The organism is Moorena sp. SIO3B2 (assembly GCF_010692525.1).
In the GTDB taxonomy this organism is placed as follows: Bacteria; Cyanobacteriota; Cyanobacteriia; order Cyanobacteriales; family Coleofasciculaceae; genus Moorena; species Moorena producens.
Genome location: NZ_JAAHHE010000143.1, coordinates 1 through 16,249 on the forward strand (window position 1 = coordinate 1; position 16,249 = coordinate 16,249).

13 protein-coding genes are annotated in these 16,249 nt (G+C 42.9%); 7 read left to right on the plus strand and 6 right to left on the minus strand.

Features of this window, described 5'->3' with window-relative positions; genetic code table 11:
* Positions 1-389 precede the first annotated feature (389 nt).
* Positions 390-3,545 (minus strand): phospholipid carrier-dependent glycosyltransferase, encoded by a 3,156-nt coding sequence (locus tag F6K38_RS23910; RefSeq protein ID WP_008180522.1) that lies wholly within the window; start codon positions 3,543-3,545, stop codon positions 390-392.
* Positions 3,546-3,645: 100 nt separating this feature from the next.
* Here F6K38_RS23910 and F6K38_RS23915 point away from each other — a divergent pair, with 100 nt between their 5' ends.
* Together F6K38_RS23915 and F6K38_RS23920 are read left to right on the plus strand one after the other, a co-directional pair.
* A complete protein-coding gene (locus tag F6K38_RS23915) occupies positions 3,646-4,038 on the plus strand; it encodes a type II toxin-antitoxin system RelE/ParE family toxin (RefSeq protein WP_044492385.1) in 393 nt (130 codons plus the stop codon).
* Positions 4,031-4,339: a helix-turn-helix domain-containing protein gene (locus tag F6K38_RS23920; RefSeq protein WP_008180525.1), complete on the plus strand. Its 309-nt coding sequence runs from the start codon at positions 4,031-4,033 to the stop codon at positions 4,337-4,339. The genes F6K38_RS23915 and F6K38_RS23920 overlap by 8 nt, the downstream gene beginning before the upstream one ends.
* A 116-nt stretch (positions 4,340-4,455) precedes the next feature.
* On the opposite strand, the gene F6K38_RS23925 is transcribed toward F6K38_RS23920, so the two are convergent.
* Positions 4,456-4,893: a GNAT family N-acetyltransferase gene (locus F6K38_RS23925; RefSeq protein WP_008180527.1), complete on the minus strand. Its 438-nt coding sequence runs from the start codon at positions 4,891-4,893 to the stop codon at positions 4,456-4,458.
* Between the two features lie 186 nt (positions 4,894-5,079).
* Here F6K38_RS23925 and F6K38_RS23930 point away from each other — a divergent pair, with 186 nt between their 5' ends.
* Entirely contained in the window at positions 5,080-5,223 is a 144-nt protein-coding gene (locus F6K38_RS23930; RefSeq protein WP_154659695.1) for a hypothetical protein, read from the plus strand.
* Positions 5,224-5,239: 16 nt separating this feature from the next.
* Here F6K38_RS23930 and F6K38_RS23935 read toward each other — a convergent pair whose 3' ends face one another.
* Entirely contained in the window at positions 5,240-6,856 is a 1,617-nt protein-coding gene (locus tag F6K38_RS23935; protein ID WP_008180533.1) for a glycosyltransferase family 39 protein, read from the minus strand.
* Between the two features lie 184 nt (positions 6,857-7,040).
* Entirely contained in the window at positions 7,041-7,706 is a 666-nt protein-coding gene (locus tag F6K38_RS23940; RefSeq protein WP_008180535.1) for a methyltransferase family protein, read from the minus strand.
* Positions 7,707-8,715: 1,009 nt separating this feature from the next.
* Here F6K38_RS23940 and F6K38_RS23945 point away from each other — a divergent pair.
* A complete protein-coding gene (locus F6K38_RS23945) occupies positions 8,716-9,495 on the plus strand; it encodes a hypothetical protein (protein WP_008180541.1) in 780 nt (259 codons plus the stop codon).
* 491 nt (positions 9,496-9,986) lie between these two features.
* Positions 9,987-10,742, plus strand: coding sequence for a hypothetical protein (locus tag F6K38_RS23950; protein WP_008180543.1), 756 nt, complete (start codon positions 9,987-9,989; stop codon positions 10,740-10,742).
* Positions 10,743-10,960: 218 nt separating this feature from the next.
* Here the strand turns inward: F6K38_RS23950 and pruA are convergent, their stop codons facing one another.
* Both pruA and F6K38_RS23960 read right to left on the minus strand, forming a co-directional pair.
* Positions 10,961-14,158: an L-glutamate gamma-semialdehyde dehydrogenase gene (gene pruA / locus F6K38_RS23955; protein ID WP_287357647.1), complete on the minus strand. Its 3,198-nt coding sequence runs from the start codon at positions 14,156-14,158 to the stop codon at positions 10,961-10,963.
* Positions 14,159-14,380: 222 nt separating this feature from the next.
* Complete coding sequence (locus tag F6K38_RS23960; RefSeq protein WP_502709593.1) at positions 14,381-14,572, minus strand: hypothetical protein; 192 nt, start codon at positions 14,570-14,572, stop codon at positions 14,381-14,383.
* A gap of 745 nt (positions 14,573-15,317) precedes the next feature.
* Between F6K38_RS23960 and F6K38_RS23965 the strand changes: the two genes are divergently transcribed.
* Both F6K38_RS23965 and F6K38_RS23970 read left to right on the plus strand, forming a co-directional pair.
* A complete protein-coding gene (locus tag F6K38_RS23965) occupies positions 15,318-15,521 on the plus strand; it encodes a DUF433 domain-containing protein (RefSeq protein WP_008180552.1) in 204 nt (67 codons plus the stop codon).
* 460 nt (positions 15,522-15,981) lie between these two features.
* The coding region (locus F6K38_RS23970; RefSeq protein WP_287357652.1) for a hypothetical protein at positions 15,982-16,249 on the plus strand (268 nt) is incomplete at its 3' end.

The following is a 16,249-nucleotide window of genomic DNA, read 5'->3' on the forward strand; positions in this document are numbered from 1 at the left end:
CGCTTACAAAGGGTGTGAGACTTTTGTCATGTCCTAACTGCCCTGGCGACTGCTATATTAAGTAATCGGTATCGGTAAATTGGTATGAGTAAACGCAAAGACCCAAAGAAGACGAAGACTAAATTTTTTAGTATTATTGACACATTGATTCACAATTTATTCACAATGAAAGAAAATTAGCCGTAAGCATATGCGCTACGCGCACGCTGCTTGAGGTGCCGTCAGCGGTCAGCCGTGAGCTAAAGGCTCACGCTACTTGAGGTGCTTATTTTATTCAAAAGCAGCGATTGCGCTACTTGAGGTGCTGCGCGAACAGTAGCTTGGCCACAGGCCCAAAGCTGATACGCGACACGCTGATACGCGACACGCTGATAGCTGATAGCTTACAATTAGCGATCGCTTTCAAGATCTAATCCCTGAATAACACTCCAAGCTTTGAACACATTACCTTGCATCAAGGCAGCTATACCAGATAGGGCTTGTAGTTCGGGAATAGTCCGGTTGATTTTAAGGGCAGGTTTCAGGGCTTTTTCCCCATCTTTTCCATCCCAATCATAGAGATAGACGAAGGCAAGATAAGCGTGAGCATAGGGATTTTGGGGGTCAAGTTGGGTGACTCGCTTTAATGCTGCGATCGCACCTTCTACATCTTGCTGCAATACCCTACTCAAGGCCAGAGCATAGGCCAAGTCTAGGTTATTCGGTTCCGATTCCAGCCGATAGCTTAAGGCTAAATCTGCTTGTTCTAAGTAGTCCTGAATCGGATCGTACTGGTTAATGCGGGCAGTTTCTTCAAAAACTGGTTCTAGGCCATTGAGTCCTTTAGGTAAATTAGTGGATAATATCCGCATTTGGGTGATTAAATCTAGTTCTGGTGCAGGTATGGGGCTAGCTGCGGGATCGATGGTCAAGGTAACTGTTGGTACTTGTATCGGATAGGTTTCGCCAGTTTGTCGATTCAGGTAAGTTGCTTTCAGGGTGTAGCTTCCAGCTGGGATATCTGCTGGGGGAAACATCGCCATCCGTTCAATGACTTGAAATTGAGAATTGGCAGGTGGTAATTGGGAAGAGTGTAGTTCTCCCATGGCAATACCATGGTCGTGTAACCATCGGTGAGTTGTTCGCCTTTGGCGTTCCCGAAAGGTAGGTTGAAGGTTGTTTGGTTGAAGGTTAGTTTGGGTTGAAGGTTGAAGGTTAGTATCGGTTGAAGGTTGAAGGTTAGTTTGGGTGGAAGGTTGAAGGTGAGTATCGGTTGAAGGTTGAAGGTTAGTATCGGTTGAAGGTTGAAGGTTGTTTGGTTGAAGGTTAGTATCGGTTGAAGGTTGAAGGTTAGTATCAGTTGAAGGTTGAAGGTTGTTAGGTTCCAGGTTAGTATCGGTTGAACCTTGGCCAAAAGGCCACGCTACGCGAACAACCTTCAACTTGTTAACCTTGGCCAAAAGGCCACGCTTCGCGAACAACTGGCCCACCTTGGCCAAAAGGCCACGCTTCGCGAACAACTGGCCAACCTTGGCCAAAAGGCCACGCTTCGCGAACAACTGGCCAACCTTGGCCAAAAGGCCACGCTTCGCGAACAACGGGTCAACCTTGGCCAAAAGGCCACGCTTCGCGAACAACTTACCAACCTTCAACTTGTTAACCTTGGCCAAAAGGCCACGCTTCGCGAACAACTTACCAACCTTCAAATCTACCGGTTGCCAGGTTAGGATAACGATGCCAGATTTTAATTGCTCCCAAGAACCAGTCCACTGATAAGTTACTGGTACAGGTACTCCAGCAGGAGATGTTTCTGGTATGGTGACTTGCTCTAATTTAACTCTGGGACTTGAAGTGAGAGTAGTGCTCAGTGAACCATTGCCATTGAAACTAGTGGGTTTGATGGATGATTGGTCACCCACAGGCTTTATCGATAATGGTTTTACGGCTATTGGTGGCTGCCGCTTGTGATACAGTTTCAGTTGGCTAGCATCGGGTAATTCCCAAGTCTGGTGTAGCTCAAACTCTGACCCTTGCTCAACTGCCTGAACAATAGCTGCTTGGGATTCTGGGATTGACCCTTGGGCACCAGTTTTAGTGAGGAACCAAGAAAGCGATCGCATATCCTGTTTCACTTGTTTGGCTTGGGTTCCCACTTGACGCCCGTATACTTGGAAATTGGCTAATGCACCATAGTAATTGAAGTTGTGTTGGTTAATGTCTGGGGTTGATGGTAATACTCCTAAGTTAGAGCGCAAGTAAGGTTGAGTCTTGATGATTTCAGCAATTACCTTCCGATGAGGCCATGGCTGTCCTAAGTAGGGAAAATGTTGTACACGGGGACTAAGTAATTGAGTCAATCCTCTACCTCCTAATGGAAATAGATTCAACATCATCAGTACAGTTGCTAGCCCTACCGTGCTCCAACGCATCGGTTTACCCCAACGATTAGTCCAGCAGGTTAAGCCATAAGCCAGAAACAGTGATAGCACTGGAACTAATGGCAAAATATAGCGAGCATCTTTATTAATATTCAATGAACACAATAGATAACCACCCACTATGAAGACCCCTAGCCAGGTTAGTGACCAGATGGGGGGATGGGGGGATGGCAGATTGTTCGATTTTGCGATCGCGGATTGCTTGAGCCCATACTTGAGCCCATAAATTAATAGTCCTACTATCGGTATTAACAACAGCGGCCAAGAGATCAGGTAAGGTAAGATTTTCCAGTAGTAAACCCAAGCATCAAGGGTATTGAGGGCTGGGTCTCCTTCTGCGATCGCGGAATCAATGGTTGCTCGCTTGCCAGAGGTCAATATCAACAACCAATTAATCCGGTACCATGGACCAAATAGCAAAACTGATACCAGCAAACCCCCGATTAATTGAGCTAACCTTTGCCATTGCCTCTGCCACAGAACCCTCACCCCAGCCCAAGCGATTGGCACGAATAGAAAAAATAAGGCGGTTTGCTTAACTAGCAACGCTAATCCTAAACAAAGCCCAAACCCCAACCCCCACAACCATCCTTGTCTTACTGTGGTTCGGGATAAGGGTGTCTTGGCCCTTGCCAAACTCCACCACACTGTCAGAGACCAAAAACACAAACTGACTACTGTGGTTAAGGGATAATCCAGCAAAAATTCTAAACGGTAGCGATATAGTCCTGGTAACAACATGACTAAACCAGCAGCCCATAACCCTACCCGGCGGTTAAATAACACCAGCCCTAATCCATAAACTGAAGCAATTAACACTCCACTACATAAAACTAGCGCTATCGTAGCTAGCTCTGGTTCGGTTCCAAACAGCTGCTGAACCATTGCGGCAATAATATAAGTCAATGGCGGGACTTTTGAGGAAATTGCCCAAAAACTGCTCCACCACTCCCCAGAGAACCACTCAGGATGCTGCAACGCTTGCCAGTAATTCAAGGAACCGGTCAAATAATCCGCCTGGTCCCAAGCTGGAACAGAGTGATCTAGGGCAAACCAAATGCGATCGCAAAATCCACTCCCTAGCCAAATTAGTCCTAGAATTACTGGATCTCTCAAGCGTCTTTTCATAGTGGTGAGTGCTAGGTGCTCAGATGAATTAGCTACAACAATCTTACCTGTAGTGATATTGACTTATTATAACAATATTGTTATATTAGGATGGTGTGCTGTGCCGGAAACCCGTGTTGTTTTCTTCCAGGAGGAGGATGGGGAAGTTCCAGTCCTAGAATGGTTGACGCAACTTTTGCAGTCAGACCGTAAAGGTTATGCCAACTGTGTTGCCCGAATTAAGCTACTTGCGGCATCTGGATATGAACTGCGTCGTCCAGTGGCAGATTATCTGCGTTCTGGTATTTATGAGTTGAGGGCAAAGCATCGTCGTGTGCAGTATCGTATCTTGTATTTTTTTTACGGACAGAATGTGACGATTCTCGCCCATGCTATTACCAAGGAACAAGCAGCAGTACCGGACATTGATATTGAAAGGGCAATCTTGAGAAAGGGTTTATTTGAAGAAAACGCACATGTTCATACCTATGTAGAGGAGGAAGAAAATGACTAAGACTTCTGATGCGATTAAAATTCTTAACAAGAAAATTCGTACCGACCCCGAGATGGAGGAAATGATAGCAGAAGCTTCTCTTAATGCAGAGGTGGCACAGTTGATTTATGAAGCCAGAACAAAAGCGGGGTTAACCCAGAAACAGCTTGCAGAACTTGTGGGTACAAAGCAGCCTGTGATTGCACGACTGGAAGATGCTGATTATGAAGGACACTCCCTTTCGATGTTGCAAAAAATCTCTCGCGCTCTCAATCACCGGGTAGCGATCGCGTTTATCCCTACCGCAAATCTGATTCCATAGACCATTTGCAAATATAGCAATTCTCAATTCGATGACGTAATTTCGTGTAGGGTTTTAGGGACTAGGGAGTAGCGATGCATCACGATTACCTATTTATTGTCACCTTTTTAGCTCAATTATATTAACTCATTTACCATCTTCACATGAACAATACCAGCCTCCTCAAAGGAGTCTCCCATTATTTCAAAACCTAACTTTTCATAAAGCCCTTTCACATACTCTTGAGCATGAACTACCACTACCTTAATTCCAGCTTGGTCAGCTAACTCTAATGCTTTAATCATCAACTGTTTCCCAATGCCCTTACCTCTAGCATCAGACAAGACAGCTAACCGTTCTATTTTTGCCGTTTTATCATCTAGATATCTTACCCTAGTTGTGCCTACTGGCTGATTATTCCAATAGGCTAATAAATGCTTCGCTATTTCATCCTTACCATCAAACTCTAAATCCGCTGCTACCCCTTGTTCAATCTGAAAAACCTGCACCCTGATTAACGTAATTTCTGATAATCGTTCAGTATATCCAACAACTTTAATAGTCAACTCATCCATTTACTTATTCCAATTATGTAAGCATATGCGCTACGCGCAGGCTACGCCAACAGCAGTCAGCCGTCAGCCGTCAGCTTAAAAGAAACCTCAGCACTTCAAGTAGCGTACCCATAGCCCATAAGCTGATAGCTGAATGCTTACCCAATTATTAACTACTTAAATTATAATATAGTGGTTTCTATCTTAATGAGGTACACAGGATTTTTTCTTTCTTCCCTGTTCCCTGTTCCCTGTTCCCTGTTCCCTGTTCCCTGTTCCCTGTTCCCTGTTCCCTGTTCCCTGTTCCCTGTTCCCTGTTCCCTAAAACCCAAGGATTTGTATCTCACCTAATTTAAAACCGCTATACTTAAAGCCTTAACTTACCGAGGGGCTTGACACTCGACTCATCAAACCACTCTATTTTAGTACTATACTTTTCCTCAAGTCCTTGTTGCAAATTTTCAGATGGATAAAATAGAAACACATCACTAAACCCTTGAGGAATATCGGGAATATTAGGGGGAATGACTAACTGAAATTTTACCTGAGGATTTAATAAATAACTAAGAGAAATCACATCCCCAGGATTCACTGAAGAAACATTGCTAATTACCAGAGGTCGATCAGTTTGATTAATAATCCTAGCGATAGTAGGATTGTTACCCCCAACTTGCTTGTTCCACCAGATTTCTGTTTGGGAAATAATAGCACAAGAGATAACTCCCCCTGTAAGCAGCACAGCTATTATTCCTTTCCAGACCTTCTGTGTTCTTAAATTAGCCTTTATTAAGTTAGCCCTGGATAGAGACCCAGTTATATACATACTAATTACATAAGCAACAGCCAGCTGCACTCCGATATAGCAAGGTAGAAAATACCGACTACTCACTGAACGTCGTCCTCCCCAAATTAAGTCTGGTAAGATTAACCCTAATGCAGTAATAACGATTAACGTTAAAACCAGTAACCAAACTCGCTGGGTAGTATAACGACAGATAAAATAAATTGCATATCCCACAAAACTTCCTAAAATTGGTGGAATTATATAGGTAAATGGATGCTCCAGTGGTATTCCAAAATCAAAAAAGATAAAACTAAGGTTTATCCCCCAGATTTTTACCAACAATGATAAAGGGACTTGAATAGTTGTCCAATGGGTTTTATGCTGAATGACAGCTAAGTTAGTAACCACCACAACTAACCAAGGGGAAAAGGCTAGAAACCCGGCACCAGATGCTATGAAATAAGCAAAAATAGTTTTATTAAAGCGAAACCGTTCTATAATAAAGACATAAATTCCATGCCCAATGGCAACAAATATAGAAAAGAGAAATGTGTAAAGACTAAGGGACAAGGTGACAGCATAGATTACCCATGACCAGAGGTAGTGTGTTACTTTTTTACTATCCTTAGTTTTGCGGATAGCTTGTAACAGAGACGCACAAGATAGGATAATAGTCAGTGTCCATAGACTATATTCTCTTGCTTCTTGAGCGTAGAGTACATGAAAGGGAGATACCGCCAAAAGTGCCACAGCTACCCATGCCACTAAAGGGGATTCAAATAATTCTAAGCATAGCCAATAGATAGCTGGGAAAACCAGCAGGCTAAACAGAACAGATAAACCCCTAGGGTTATTGACAGCAGCACCAAATAGCTGCCGCCAAAACCGCGCCATTAAATAATAGAGGGGTGGATGTTCTGGGTTTTTAGCTAAGGCATGAATAGTATCGCCTAAATCTTTTTCAGGATTAGGATGCTGATACTTTTGTAAGTCTTCAACACCAATCACCCTACCATCAAAAACTTCCTTAATTACTTCATATCCAGTGTAGCCAGAACTCCGAATTGAGGTATAAACCTCATCGTGCCAGTATATTTTATGGTTTAGATTGAAGCAGCGGAAGAAGATTCCTAGCAGTAAAAGGACGATAATTAAAAATCGCCATCTTAGGGAAAAATACTGCTTAGATGGTTTCGTCATATATTAAATTGGTGGTTGGGATTCCATTCACCAGTATTTTAGATAGAAATATTGTAGATATAAAGGTTAATGGTTTTTGTACTTAATTCCTAACGTCTACTCCCTACTCCCTACTCCCTACTCCCTACTCCCTACAACCCAGTGCTTTGTACTTCACCGAATTGATAAATGCTATAATTTGTGACTACCTGTTTTTTTGGGCAAAATCTGGATCTTTTGGATTGGAAGTAGTAGCTAAAAATAGCTGTGGTAGTAGTAATCCAGAATTAGCCTTGTAGTCAGCAAACTCTGGATAGCGGGAGAGAGACTTATCTTTTTTGAGGATATTGGGAATAAATATACCTGCCATAAAACCTGCCAAAATCAAAAAGGGTAGCCAGTGCTGAGCTAGCATGGCAAAAGCAGAGTAGATCAGGATTTCTCCCAAGTAGTTTGTGTTTCGACAGCGAGCAAAGAATCCTTCTGTGATTAATCCAGGACGATACTTGAGAGTATAGTATTTCTGGGCATCACTGGCATAGTGTAGAAAGACTCCCATGATATTCATGGAAATGGCAGCAGCGACCAGGGGTAAGGGAGGCTCAGAACCACTCCTGATCAGAATAAAGGGAGCAACCCAGTAGAGCATTAGTATTCCGAAGCCAAGAATTCCCATGCCAATCGGTATTTCTTCCTCCCACTGCTTGTCTGGATAGATACGGTCTTTGAGTAGCCACATCACCCCATAGGTACCATGGAGGGCTAGGTAAACCCATGGCCCAAGGGTGAAATTCTGGTAGACAACCATTAATCCCAGCACTACTGGAGCGGTAAGTCCTTTGGAAAGATTGATGAAGTGCTTGATTTTCATAGGTAAGGTGTCTTCTCGATTAAAGGCTTGCTAAGTGACTACCGTAATTCTACGGAAATTTCTGATCGTGTTTCCACAATTAACCAGTCTATCAGTGGATTGAATTTAGTGTTCAGGAGTAAGTGACTAAGTACCTGGACATAAATTATATTAACTATATTAACTTTTTGAAAATTACTCAATTCATTGCTGTTCAAGGTTTTCCGGTCACTATTTTATAATTTACCTAGTCAAAATTAATTGCATACGACTACTTATATTAAAGGTAATATCACTACCGCAATTCTACGTAAACTTGTTATTTTTTAATTAAAAATTACCGAATAGGAATTTTAAAAATAATGATTTATTGTATTAATATATACTTGCTATCATTATTTTTAAAATAATTCGCGTATTTATCAGTAATTTGTCTTAAAAATCCTCTGATTAATGCAATCATGATTTATGATTAACTAGAGCTTTTACATTTGATTTGTGAACAAAGTACCCTATTGAAATACTAATTTCATCTAGTTTGGCGTTCACGAATCATTTAGGTGCGACCCGTGGCGAATTAAATTCGCCAAGGTCAAGCGCACCTTTAGAAACCCTATAGCAGTTTTCCATCGGGTGAGTTACTTTCCTCCTTAGAGGTTGTCTGAGAAGTCTCATTTGCTACATTCAAGCCCCCTAAATCCCCCAATTTTGGGGGACTTTTACCAACAAATTGATTCTTGTTCCCCCCAGAATTGGGGGCTAGGGGGGCAAAATTCAATATCAAAAAACTTTTCAGATATCCTCTTAGTTTTAGGGAGCAGGGATTAGGGAGGAGGGAGCAGCGATCCAGGGCAGTCTTCGGGAGCCAGTGCGGTCTTGGGGGTTTATACCATGAGCAACTGGCGTGGTTTCCACGGGGCTTACAAGCAAGGTTCGTTCACCTAGTGTCTCCGAGAATCGCGGTGTTCCGCACACAGAACCCAAACCATGAGCGACTGCATCAAGACAAGTAAAGGAATTTCAAAATGTTATGTTTATTATTGATCAAAAAGAAGCCAGTCAAACCATTGAGTGGCTGGATAAATCTACAATTATTTTCCAAAATAAACTATTCACTATATGTTTTTATATTTCCCAAAGTTTTTTCAAAAAATCCTTTCATTTCTGTGGCGAACTCTCTGAGAAATATCCGAATTTTTATTTGCTAGTAGAACCTCCGAATTATCTGACAATTTGGATTGAGCAAAAACAGGTAACTTTAGCGGACGAAGTTTCTAGTTCACCAATAAATAGTGCTCAACCATTATCCACTGATTATTTATCACTAAAAGCAGCTAGATCTGAAGCGGAAACTCCTAGACATCTTGATGGTAAACAATCCAGAAATCATAACCAGTTGGCTACGCCAGGTTTACCTGATTCACTCCCGGAAGATATTTCAACTTCCGAAGCTTCGATAGTAACTCAAAACCCCGGATACTGTTACAATCCGACAGAATCTGATTCCCCAGCAACTCCAAAATTAGCTACTGGTAATCTCAATCAGGAGCAAGAGATTCCGGAATCTGAATTCCATGTGCATCCTAGGTGTCAGCAAATTACGGAGCAATCTCTTCAACGGCTGTCTAAAAAGAAATATCGAGGAATTTCTTACCAGGAGCAAGATGTCTTGAGCCAGCTACCGGAATCGGAGTTATCTCCCAATTCTGAGGCTTCCAATTCTGAGGCATTGGATCAAAAACGGTCTAAAAAAACCTATCGAGGGGTTCCTTTCCGTGAGGGACTTACGCCCTGGGTTGCCCGGGAGTAGGTAAGTCAGAAGAGGGAAGTCAGAAGAGGGAAGTCGGAAGCGGGAAAAAATATTGTGTACCTCATAACTGCGATCAACGCTATATTTGAATAGAGTAGATCATGATCAGATACCCAATTACCAAGACAGAAATGTAGCGATTTCTGGAAGCGGAGACAAGGAAGCTTGGGTTAATTCTCAAAGTAGCTACATTTTATGGTTGACAAATCAATTGAGTTGTGATATAATAGTTATTGATATTATTTACTCCATCCTAAATACTTTGTCTTTACCCACATAGGCGTGAAACCGTTAATTGACTGGGCAAGACTCCAGCTCGATGCCCAAAATCCCAGGATTAATCAAATAAATTTTCAATATATTGGGTCAAGGATGTAGCCAAATCTGCGACGCAATTGACTACATTCTTCCGTTGACACTTTGAGAGCAAAATTGCCACAATCTCACCAGCTATTTCCAAAAATAGATCAAGTAGGGGGTAAACTACCCAAATGTTAATAATTGATCAAGAAAAGATTAATCAAGAGATTCAGTGGCTGGATGAATCTACAATTATTTTCCAAAATAAAATATTCAAGAGAGGTTTTGATCTTTCCCCAAATGCTTATAAAAAATCCTTAAAGTGTTGTAGTTGCGAAATCTGTGAGGAATTTCGGCCTCTGTATTTAGTTTTAGAACATCCCCATTATCTGACAATTTGGATTGAGGAAAAAGAAGCAAGTTTAGCCAACAAAGTTTTTAGTTCACCAATAAATAGTGATCAACCTAAATTCACTGATGTTTTATCACTAAAAACAGCTAGATCTGAAGCGGAAACTCCTAGACATCTTGATAGTGAAGAATCCAGAAATCATAACCAGTTTCCTACGCCAGTTTTACCTGATTCACTCCCGGAAGATGATGTTTCAGCTTCCGAAGCTTCGATAGTAACTCAAAACCCCGGATACTGGCACAATTCGACAGAATCTGATTCCCCCGAAAATCCAAAAGTACCTACTGGTAATCTCGATCAGGAGAAAGTGGTTTCTGAGACAGCAGTCAGTGACCAGAACAATACACCAAAAGCTGAGGGCGACCTGAATCCTAGTTGTCAGCAAATTACTAAGCAATCTGTTAAACGGGTGTCTAAAAAGAAATATCGAGGGATTTGCTATGAAGTGGAAGCTATTTTTCTCCAGTTACCGACCGATGCTCAAGGGTTTGTTATACAACGGTCTAAAAAGAAATATCGAGGGATTTCCTACTAAGTTCATAGGTAAGCATATGCGCTACGCGAATAGCTCTCAGCGGTCAGCTCTCAGCGGTCAGCTTAATATAAACCTCAAAAGCGAGAATTTAATATTGATAGATTAATGAGAATTGAAAGTCACCAGAAAAGTCTATCAGCTTTGTGGCACAGGCTTCGACCCTGGGACGCACATAAGCTGATACGCGACACGCTGATAGCTGAATGCTTACCTAGAAACTATTCCATTCCTTCAATGGGTGCAAAGCCTTGTCGTTGGATATTTTCAGTAATAGTACGGGGTTCGAGGAATTGCACTAGATAATCGGGACCTCCTGCTCTTGAGCCTACTCCAGACATCTTGAACCCACCAAACGGTTGCCGTGAGACAATGGCACCGGTAATATTGCGGTTGATATATAGATTACCGACCTCAAGCTCGGCTGAGGCTTGTTCTATATGGGATGGAGTGCGAGAATATAAGCCTCCGGTGAGGGCATAGTTGGTACTGTTGGCAATATCAAGGGCTTCTTGGAAATTCTTTGCGGCCATTACTGCTACTACTGGACCAAAGATTTCTTCTTGGGCAATGGTGGCGTTGGGAGAGATATCGTTAAAGATCACTGGACCAATAAAGTATCCGGTGTCAGGTGCTGGCATTTCTAATGCTACCTTAGCTTCCTGACGTCCTTTTTCAACGTACTCCCGAATGCGATCGCGTGAAGTAGCATCTATCACTGGACCGACCTGGGTACTGGGTGCTTCTGCTGGCCCAATGTTAAGCGATCGCGTTGCTTCAACTAACCGTTTTAGGAAGCTCTGATACACTGGCTCCAACACAATTACTCGGGAGCAAGCGGAACACTTTTGACCACTGTAGCCAAATGCTGATTTGACGACTCCAGCTACGGCTTGGTCGAGGTCAGCACTTTCATCTACGATAATTCCATTTTTACCTCCCATCTCAGCAATGACTCGCTTGAGATGTTTTTGACCTGGTTGCACGATGGCGGCATCGGCGTAGATACGACAACCGACTTCTTGGGAACCGGTAAAGGCAATTAGATGGATATCGGGATGCTTGACCATATGGGCACCGACGGTTGAGCCTTTGCCTGGAACAAATTGAAATACTCCTTTGGGTATCCCGGCTTCTACTAAAATTTCAGCTATTTTTGCGGCAATCACTGAGGAATTTGCTGCGGGTTTGAGTAGCGTACAATTTCCTGCCACTAGGGCTGCTACAGTCATGCCTGTAGTAATAGCCATGGGGAAGTTCCAGGGAGAAATTACTAGAGCAATACCTCGGGGTTGATAGACATAGCGATTGGTTTCTCCAGCAATGTCGTAGTTATATCCATCGCTGAGCCGTTCCATCTCTGATGCGTAATAATAACAGAAGTCAATCGCTTCGGTGACTTCTCCATCGGCTTCTCGTAATGGTTTCCCAACTTCCAGACAGACCCATGCTGATAATTCAGCACGGCGTTGTTCCATCAAGTCTCCTGCTTTACGTAAAATACCAGCACGTTCCCTTGCAGGTGTACGTCGCCAACTGGGAAATACTGCTTTAGCTTTTGCGATCGCTAATTCTGCTTGTTCTACAGAAATTAATCCAATTTTCCCGATCACGACCCTAGGGTTAGAGGGATTAACAGAATCTACTGTGTCTGTTGTAGACTGATACTCCCCATTGATTAAGGGTAAATAGGTCTTACCCAGTTGTTGGCGAACGGTAAGTAAGGCTTGTTTGGCTTTTTCTCTGGCTTCTAGCTGAGCATAGTCTGTATTTGCAGCATTGGTGAATGGGTTAGGAGGTTGAAGGTTGGAAGGTTGAAGGTTAGGAGGTTGAAGGTTAGAAGGTTGAAGGTTGGAAGGTTGAAGGTTAGTTGGTTGAAGGTTAGTTGGTTGAAGGTTAGTTGGTTGTTCGCCTTTGGCGTTCGAGAAGGGTAGGTTAGCAGGTTGTGAACTTTCAACCTTCAACTTGCCAACCTGCAACGGTTCGTTATTCAACTTGCCAACCTTCAACCCTTCAGAACTTTCAACCTTCAACCTGCCAACCTGCAACGCTTTTGGTGGTGCAATCAATTCCTCTACGGGTCTATCTTCTAAGCTTTGTCGTAGGAAGGAACTATTTGCGGTATTTTCCAATAGCCGCCGAATCAGGTAAGCCATTCCTGGTAGTAGTTCTCCATAGGGTGCATAAACCCTGACCCGATGACCCTGATTGACTAAGGCTTTGGCGAGTTGGTCTCCCATACCGTAGAGGACTTGCATCTCAAAGCAGCGGCGGGGGATATTGAGATTTTCAGCAATTGCGATCGCATAAGCTTGGGAGCGCACGTTATGAGAACCGATAGCGCTATAGACGTACTCGTGGTTTTCTAGCAGCAGCTGGGTGATACGCTCAAAATTAGCATCCGTAGCGGCTTTCTGGTTATATACTGGTTGGGGCCAATGGTTTTGGAGTGCTGTTATCGTCTCTTGGTCCCAATAGGCTCCTTTGACCAAGCGTATGGTTACTGGATTACCCCGCTGTTTTGCCCAGGCAATCAGGTCTTGACAATCTTGTTGTGAGTCTCGCAGATAGGCTTGCATGGTAACACCGATATCGGTGCGTGGGCGAAACTCTTCTTCCATCAGCAAGTCTTTGAGTATGGAGAAAGTAATGTCTTTGTATTCATACTGCTCCATATCAAAATGAACCGCCGCTCCTAATTCTTTGGCACGGCGGAGCAATTCACGGATGCGATCGCACACCCGATTTTGGCTACCCTGAGGATCAAGAGAATCAAATTGAGAGTAGAATGCTGTTAGTTTAACCGATACTTGCACTAATGGCAAGGATTTACCATCAGCAACGTCAATTTCCTCTACCGTAGACCACTGTTTGGCTGCCTCAGTGAGTTGTTCGATCAGTTCCAGATAGCGGTCTAGATAAGACTGAGCTTCTGATTCTGTAATTACTGCTTCCCCCAATAAATCTAGGGTAAATGCCATCTTCTGGTTTCGCAGGCGTTTAATGGTTTTCAGGGCCTGGTTGAGATTTTCCCCAGCAATATACTTTTGGGCTAGGGTGGCTACAGCAGCAGATATGGTTTTGGCTGCCAGTTGTCCTGGTATGGAGTCAGGATTGGTGAAATTGAGCATTCCCTTAAGGGCAGCAGGCAGTTCTACTGACTCATCCCCTAGGTATTCTTGAAAGTGACGAGCCACTTCCGTTTGGCTAAGCAGTGCCGGTAGGGTATCGATGAAGCGAAATAGCTGCACCCGTAGTCCTGGATTACTCATTGCCCAGGCTAGTAACTTATCATCCCACCGCATTTGGTCTCGCATTTGGGCAAGAAAGGAACCTTTCTCCCGAGTTGCGGCTAGAAGTTCTCTGGCAATTTCCTGAGTTTTAGCTTCGTAAGTGCTTTTGGGGATTTCTATAACCACCGGTAGTAGACTCCTGTTCTAGACTATGGCAGTTTTTGATAAAACAACCATTATATTCTATTTTCTCTAGTTAAAGCAATATCTGACCTGAGTCTTTAGAGGGATTTGCTCATAAGCATTCAGCAGTCAGCCGTCAGCTTTCAGCTTTCAGGTATCAGCTATCAGCTATCAGCATTCAGCCATCAGCATTCAGCTTTCAGCTTTCAGCTGTCAGCCTATGGGCTACGCACACGCTACTTGAGGTGCTTTCAACCATTGGCCTGTGGCCAATGGCTGTTCGCGTAGCGTGCGCGTAGCGCTAATCGCTGTTCGCTGATGGCTAATAGCTGATGGCTGATAGCTGATAGCTGATAGCTGATAGCTGATAGCTGATAGCTGATAGCTGATAGAAAAGCCGGGATTGATAATCGTGATATTTTTGTCATCATAGAAGTAACTCCTATTTAGGTGGGAGGAAAGCCGCGCTGGTGGTGGTTAACAGTTATGACCAGCGCGGTTATTAGTTTCAGTCGTCACCTTCTATAGTATAGATAAATCCTCTAAAAAATGCAAGGGGTAATTCAAATTATTTACATTTATTTATGAATAAAAAATTTGACAGTTTATATATTAAAATCTGTGTAGTATATAGCTAGTTTTTTTTGGTTATAGCAATCGTAAATTAATTGTAATATTTTTTGTTACGTGTTACCTATTTTCTGTTCCCTTTTCCCTACTACCTCCTCCCTACTTACTGCTCCCTTTTTAGATCAATCCTATGTTTACATTTAAACTAAAAATGCTATAGGATAGTATCAATCATCATTTACAGACTAGTTATGTTAACCCTCGATGAAATCGAAACAGCTATTCGACAATTACCGAACAGCGAGATTCGAGAGCTGGCAGCCCGCTTACAAAATTATTTAGATGATGCGCGATAATAGGTGGGACCAGCAGCTAGAATCTGACCTAAAATCAGGAAAGCTAGACACCCTTATTGCCAGAGCCGAAGCAGATATTGCTAGCAATCAAGTTAAGGAGCTTAATGAAATCCTTTACGACAGGTGCGCTTGACCTTGGCGAATTTAATTCGCCAAGGTCAAGCGCACCTAAGCTGATTTTTGGATAAATGCTATAAACTAGATTAACCATAAATCTAATCAAAAAAGTAATCATCATGAATTGGAGAGAATACATTCATTCAAATCCCAACATTTTATTAGGTAAGCCAGTGGTTAAAGGCACTCGTTTATCCGTTGAGTTTATTTTAGGCTTGTTTGCTGCTGGTTGGACAGAGTTACAGATATTGGAGAGCTATCCAACACTAACTACAGAATCAATCCGAGCAATCTTTGCCTTTACTATTGAATGTATGCAATAGCTCCCTAAAAAATCTACCTAACCCCATTAAGATGTAGGGTGGGCAGTGCCAAAGATAGATAAGAGCAGCTGGGGATAGCATTAGTAGGCACTGCCCACCGCCCGAATTAATCACAATAGAATATTGATGTAGGGTGGGCAGTGCCAAAGATAGATAACAGTAGCTGGCGATCGCATTAGTAGGCACTGCCCACCCTACTAACTAACTCACTAAAACCCAGATCTAGGGTGGGCAGTGCCAAAGATAGATAAGAGCAGCTGGAGATAGCATTAGTAGGCACTGCCCACCGCCCGAATTAATCACAATAGAATATTGATGTAGGGTGGGCAGTGCCAAAGATAGATAACAGTAGCTGGCGATCGCATTAGTAGGCACTGCCCACCCTACTAAACTCTAAAATATCTAAACCCAATTTAAAAATACTATAATATACTTTAACTTTGAGTAATCTTGTTCAACTATGGAACCATTAACAACTGTGAGTTTACCTATTGCTACTGTTGGTATTCTGGTAGCGACTAAAGCCGTAGAAAAAATCGGGCACAAGGTAGGGGAAGCTCTCTGGGACACACCTAAGCGGTTGTTTCTGGAATTATTCAGAAAACAGTCTCCAGATACAGTAACTGCGATCGAGAAAACCCCAGAGCAATCTCTTCATTATGCCAAGGTGGTATTGGAAGTAGAAGCAGCAGCTAAGCAAAATCCGGAAGTTGCCCAAGCTATGGAGC

Bases quoted from the DNA above. Each gene is read 5' to 3' on its own strand.
- F6K38_RS23910 (WP_008180522.1), bottom strand. From the start codon at position 3,545: ATGAAAAGACGCTTGAGAGATCCAGTAATTCTAGGACTAATTTGGCTA.
- F6K38_RS23920 (WP_008180525.1), top strand. From the start codon at position 4,031: ATGACTAAGACTTCTGATGCGATTAAAATTCTTAACAAGAAAATTCGT.
- F6K38_RS23925 (WP_008180527.1), bottom strand. From the start codon at position 4,893: ATGGATGAGTTGACTATTAAAGTTGTTGGATATACTGAACGATTATCA.
- F6K38_RS23930 (WP_154659695.1), top strand. From the start codon at position 5,080: ATGAGGTACACAGGATTTTTTCTTTCTTCCCTGTTCCCTGTTCCCTGT.
- F6K38_RS23935 (WP_008180533.1), bottom strand. From the start codon at position 6,856: ATGACGAAACCATCTAAGCAGTATTTTTCCCTAAGATGGCGATTTTTA.
- F6K38_RS23940 (WP_008180535.1), bottom strand. From the start codon at position 7,706: ATGAAAATCAAGCACTTCATCAATCTTTCCAAAGGACTTACCGCTCCA.
- F6K38_RS23945 (WP_008180541.1), top strand. From the start codon at position 8,716: ATGTTTATTATTGATCAAAAAGAAGCCAGTCAAACCATTGAGTGGCTG.
- F6K38_RS23950 (WP_008180543.1), top strand. From the start codon at position 9,987: ATGTTAATAATTGATCAAGAAAAGATTAATCAAGAGATTCAGTGGCTG.
- F6K38_RS23965 (WP_008180552.1), top strand. From the start codon at position 15,318: ATGAATTGGAGAGAATACATTCATTCAAATCCCAACATTTTATTAGGT.